This is a genomic window from Marinitoga sp. 1135 (genome assembly GCF_013363245.1).
Classification (GTDB): domain Bacteria; phylum Thermotogota; class Thermotogae; order Petrotogales; family Petrotogaceae; genus Marinitoga; species Marinitoga piezophila.
In genome coordinates this window covers 1-4918 of sequence record NZ_LBEZ01000027.1, presented here as the reverse complement: position 1 = coordinate 4918, position 4918 = coordinate 1, and the positions used below count along the sequence as shown (strand labels likewise).

Sequence of the window (4918 nt, the reverse complement as noted above, 5' to 3'; positions counted from 1 at the left end):
AAGGTGGTAATATATATACTCGGACGCGGGTGAGAGCGTCTGGAAGAAAAAGAGAAGAGGAAGAGAAGCTCCTTGACAAGTGAACAGAGACACCCAGCGGAAGTAGATTCAAAGAGTTAAGATCGAACTCGAAATCTTGGATGGAGGGTTTGATCCTGGCTCAGGGCGAACGCTGGCGGCGTGCTTAACACATGCAAGTCGAACGAGGAGGCAGCCTTCGGGCTGTAGTACTAGTGGCGAACGGGTGAGTAACGCGTAGGAAGGTGTCCTCCAGACCGGGACAACCACTGGAAACGGTGGCTAATACCGGATGAGCCCGAGAGGGGAAAGCGAGCCAAGGCTTGGCTGGAGGAGCTGCCTGCGACCCATCAGGTAGTTGGTAGGGTAAAGGCCTACCAAGCCGACGACGGGTAGCCGGCGTGAGAGCGTGGCCGGCCACAGGGGCACTGAGACACGGGTCCCACTCCTACGGGAGGCAGCAGTGGGGAATATTGGACAATGGGGGGAACCCTGATCCAGCGACGCCGCGTGGAGGAAGAAGTCCTTCGGGACGTAAACTCCTGAACTTACCGAACAATAAGGATGGTAGGGAATGGCCATCTGATGAGGGTAGGTAAGGAAAAGCCCCGGCTAACTACGTGCCAGCAGCCGCGGTAATACGTAGGGGGCGAGCGTTGCCCGGAATCACTGGGCGTAAAGGGGGTGTAGGCGGTCTAATAAGTCAGATGTAAAAGGCCCTGGCTCAACCAGGGAAATGCGTCTGAAACTGTTAGACTTGAGGTTGCTAGAGGGAGACGGAATTACCTGTGTAGCGGTGAAATGCGTAGATACAGGTAAGAAGGCCGGTGGTGAAGACGGTCTCCTGGGGCAAACCTGACGCTGAGGCCCGAAAGCTAGGGGAGCAAACCGGATTAGATACCCGGGTAGTCCTAGCCGTAAACGATGCCCACTAGGTGTGAGCGGTAGTACCGTTCGTGCTGAAGCTAAGGCGATAAGTGGGCCGCCTGGGGAGTACGTCCGCAAGGATGAAACTCAAAGGAATTGACGGGGACCCGCACAAGCGGTGGAGCGTGTGGTTTAATTCGAAGCTAAGCGAAGGACCTTACCAGGGCTTGACATATAGGTGGTACTCTGCAGAGATGCAGGGGACCCGGTACTTCGGTACCGGGAGCCTATACAGGTGGTGCACGGCCGTCGTCAGCTCGTGCCGTGAGGTGTTGGGTTAAGTCCCGCAACGAGCGCAACCCTTGCCGTTAGTTGCCAGCACTTAGGGTGGGAACGCTAACGGGACAGCCGCCGACGAGGCGGAGGAAGGAGGGGATGACGTCAGGTAATCGTGCCCCTTATGTCCTGGGCGACACACGCGCTACAATGGTAGGGACAGAGGGCAGCGAGGCCGAGAGGTGGAGCGAATCCCAGAAACCCTACCCCAGTTCAGATTGCAGTCTGAAACCCGACTGCATGAAGCCGGAATCGCTAGTAATCGCAGGTCAGCCACACTGCGGTGAATACGTTCCCGGGTCTTGTACACACCGCCCGTCAAGCCACCCGAGTTGGAAACGCCCGAAGATGGTGAGGCTAACCGAAAGGAGGCCAGCTATCGAGGGTGGAGTCAGCGAGGGGGGCTAAGTCGTAACAAGGTAGGTGTACCGGAAGGTGCGCCTGGATCACCTCCTTTCTAAGGAGAAAAAAGGAATGGGTGTCTCTGTTCAGTAGTGAAGGAGTAGGGGTAGTAGCTCAACTGGGAGAGCGTCTGCCTTGCACGCAGAAGGTTAGGGGTTCAAGTCCCCTCTACTCCACCAGCTCATTGACAAGTGCATAGTGAAAGATAAGGTCAAGGTAAAAAGGGCTTACGGCGGATGCCTAGGCGACGGGAGGCGAAGAAGGACGTGGCAAGCTGCGAAAAGCCACGGGGAGCTGCAAGCGAGCGTAGATCCGTGGATGTCCGAATGGGGGAACCCAAAAGATCCCGAAAGGGAGGCGAACCCGGGGAAGGGAAACATCTTAGTACCCGGAGGAAAAGAAATCAAGAGAGATTCCCTGAGTAGTGGCGAGCGAAAGGGGAGGAGCCCAAACCATACTGGTGTAAAAGGGTGCTGCCGTTGCCAGTATGGGGTAGCGGGACATAATCGGAGCCGACAGCACGAGGCTCGGTCACGAAGCATGTATAGCCGAAATACCTGGGAAGGTATGCCGGAGAGGGTGAAAGCCCCGTAGGCGAAATACATGTGAGTGGCTGGATTATGATCCCAAGTAGCGTGGGACACGAGGAATCCTGCGTGAATCAGGGTGGACCACCATCCAAGGCTAAATACTACCCGTCGACCGATAGCGTAGAAGTACCGTGAGGGAAAGGTGAAAAGGACCCCGGGAGGGGAGTGAAAGAGAACCTGAAACCGTAAGCCTACAAGAAGTGGGAGCTCGAGAGAGTGACCGCGTGCCTTTTGATTAATGTGCCCACGAATTGCATGTACTGGCGAGGTTAAGCCGGGAGAGGCGAAGCCGAAGTGAAAGCGAGCCTGAAGAGGGCGGATAGTCAGTATATGCAGACCCGAAGCCAGGTGAGCTATCCATGGGCAGGGTGAAGTTGCGGTGAAACGCAATGGAGGCCCGAACCGGTATGCAGTGAAACGCATTCGGATGACCTGTGGATAGGGGTGAAAAGCCAACCGAACCTGGTGATAGCTGGATCTCCCCGAAACGTGTGTAGGCACGGCCTCGTACAAGACTAACGGGGGTAGAGCACTGATAGGCGTAGGGGGGTAACCTCCGAAACTTGTCAAACTCCGAATACCGTTAGTTGATGTACGGGAGACAGACTGTGGGGGAAAAGCTCCATGGTCGAGAGGGAAACAGCCCAGACCGCCAGCTAAGGTCTCGAAGAGACGGCTAAGTGTGAAAGGTAGTGGACTGCCAGAGACAGCCGGGATGTTGGCTTAGAAGCAGCCATCATTAAAAGAGTGCGTAACAGCTCACCGGTTGAGGCGGACTGCGCCGAAAATGTAAGGAGGCTGAAGCCGTACGCCGAAGCTGCGGAATCTGCGGATTGGTAGGGGAGCATTGTGCAGTAGGGAGAAGGTAATTCGTGAGGATTACTGGACGAAGCACAAGAGCGGATGTGGGCATGAGTAACGAGAGGAGGGTGAGAATCCCTCCCCCCGAAAGCCCAAGGGTACCTGGGGAAGGGTCGTCCGCCCAGGGTAAGCCGGGACCTAAGGTGAATCCGAAAGGAGTAACCGATGGGAAACTGGTAAAGAATCCAGTGCCATGTATATACGAGATAAGAGGGGGGACGCAGAAGGCGAAGCCTCGTGAGCAAGTGGCACGCTCATCCAAGCGCAAAGGACAGAGAAGGTAGTAGGTAAATCCGCTACTGGAGTCTGAAGCGTGAAGGGGAGGACATAAGTCCAACGAGGTGGTAGCCCGGCTGCCAAGAAAAGCCTCGCTTATCGTTGAGTATATACATGCCCGTTCCGAAAACCGACACAGGTGGGTGAGCTGAGAAGGCTAAGGGGAGCAGGCTAACCTCCGCTAAGGAACTCGGCAAAATAGCCCCGTAACTTCGGGAGAAGGGGTGCTCCTTGGTGTGGGCAACTGCACCGGGGAGTCGCAGTGACAAGGCCCAGGCGACTGTTTACCAAAAACACAGGACTCTGCGAACTCGGAAAGAGGAAGTATAGGGTCTGACGCCTGCCCAGTGCCGGAAGGTTAAGGGGAGTTGTGAGAGCAACGAACCGAAGCCCCGGTAAACGGCGGCCGTAACTATAACGGTCCTAAGGTAGCGAAATTCCTTGTCGGGTAAGTTCCGACCTGCATGAATGGCGTAACGATTTGGGCACTGTCTCAGCGGAGGGCCTGGTGAAATTACAGACTGGGTGAAGATGCCCAGTACCCGCAGTTAGACGGAAAGACCCCGTGGAGTTTTACTGTAGCCTGACATTGTAACTTGTCATGTTGTGTACAGGATAGGTGGGAGGCAGAGAAACCTGCTCGCCAGGGTAGGTGGAGCCGCCGGTGGGATACCACCCTCAGCATGATGGGTTACTAACCATTGAGTGTGAAGAGCACTGATGGGACAGTGTTAGGTGGGCAGTTTGACTGGGGCGGTCGCCTCCTAAAGAGTAACGGAGGTGCGCGAAGGTAGGCTCATGTGGGTTGGAAATCCACAGGAGAGTGTAAAGGCAAAAGCCTGCCTGACTGCGAGACTGACAGGTCGAGCAGGGTGGAAACACGGTCTTAGTGACCCGGCGGATCCGAGTGGAAGGGCCGTCGATCAACGGATAAAAGTTACCCCGGGGATAACAGGCTTATCGCGCTCAAGAGTTCATATCGACGGCGCGGATTGGCACCTCGATGTCGACTCATCGCATCCTGGGGCTGAAGTAGGTCCCAAGGGTTGGGCTGTTCGCCCATTAAAGCGGTACGTGAGTTGGGTTCAGAACGTCGTGAGACAGTTCGGTCCCTATCTGCTGCGGGCGTAGGAAACTTGAGGGGGGTCACACCTAGTACGAGAGGACCGGTGTGAGGGTACCACTGGTAAATCAGCTGTTCCGCCAGGAGCAGGAGCTGAGTAGCCACGTACCTGACCGATAACCGCTGAAAGCATCTAAGCGGGAAACGGGCCCCGAGATGAGGTTTCCCACTCCATATGGAGGTAAGGGCAGTTCGAGACTAGGACGTAGATAGGCCGGAGGTGTAAGTACAGTGATGTATTGAGCCGACCGGTACTAATAGCCCGAGGCCTTGACCTTATTGAGTAACTATGCACATGTGAATGAGAGATTGAGGGGTGCAGATACCGGATATGGGAACACGCGGACCCATCCCGAACCCGACCGTTAAGCATATCCGGGCCGATGGTAGTATGGCTTGTCCATGCGAGAGTAGGTAGCGCCCCTCTTTTTATTTTTCCCCCAGT

The 4918-nt window shown here is 55.7% G+C and carries 1 tRNA gene and 3 rRNA genes; all 4 read left to right on the top strand.

What is annotated here, in order from left to right:
* The first annotated feature begins 137 nt into the window (after positions 1–137).
* The 4 genes from XO10_RS10460 to rrf all read left to right on the top strand — a co-directional run bounded on the left by XO10_RS10460 (position 138) and on the right by rrf (position 4899).
* Positions 138–1678 (top strand): 16S ribosomal RNA (locus XO10_RS10460).
* Between the two features lie 48 nt (positions 1679–1726).
* A tRNA-Ala gene (locus XO10_RS10455) sits at positions 1727–1802 on the top strand.
* Between the two features lie 30 nt (positions 1803–1832).
* Positions 1833–4751: ribosomal RNA gene (locus tag XO10_RS10450) — 23S ribosomal RNA — on the top strand.
* Positions 4752–4785: 34 nt separating this feature from the next.
* Positions 4786–4899 (top strand): 5S ribosomal RNA (gene rrf, locus XO10_RS10445).
* The 16S, 23S and 5S rRNA genes sit together here with 1 tRNA gene alongside, the layout of an rRNA operon.
* The last annotated feature ends 19 nt before the right edge of the window (positions 4900–4918 follow it).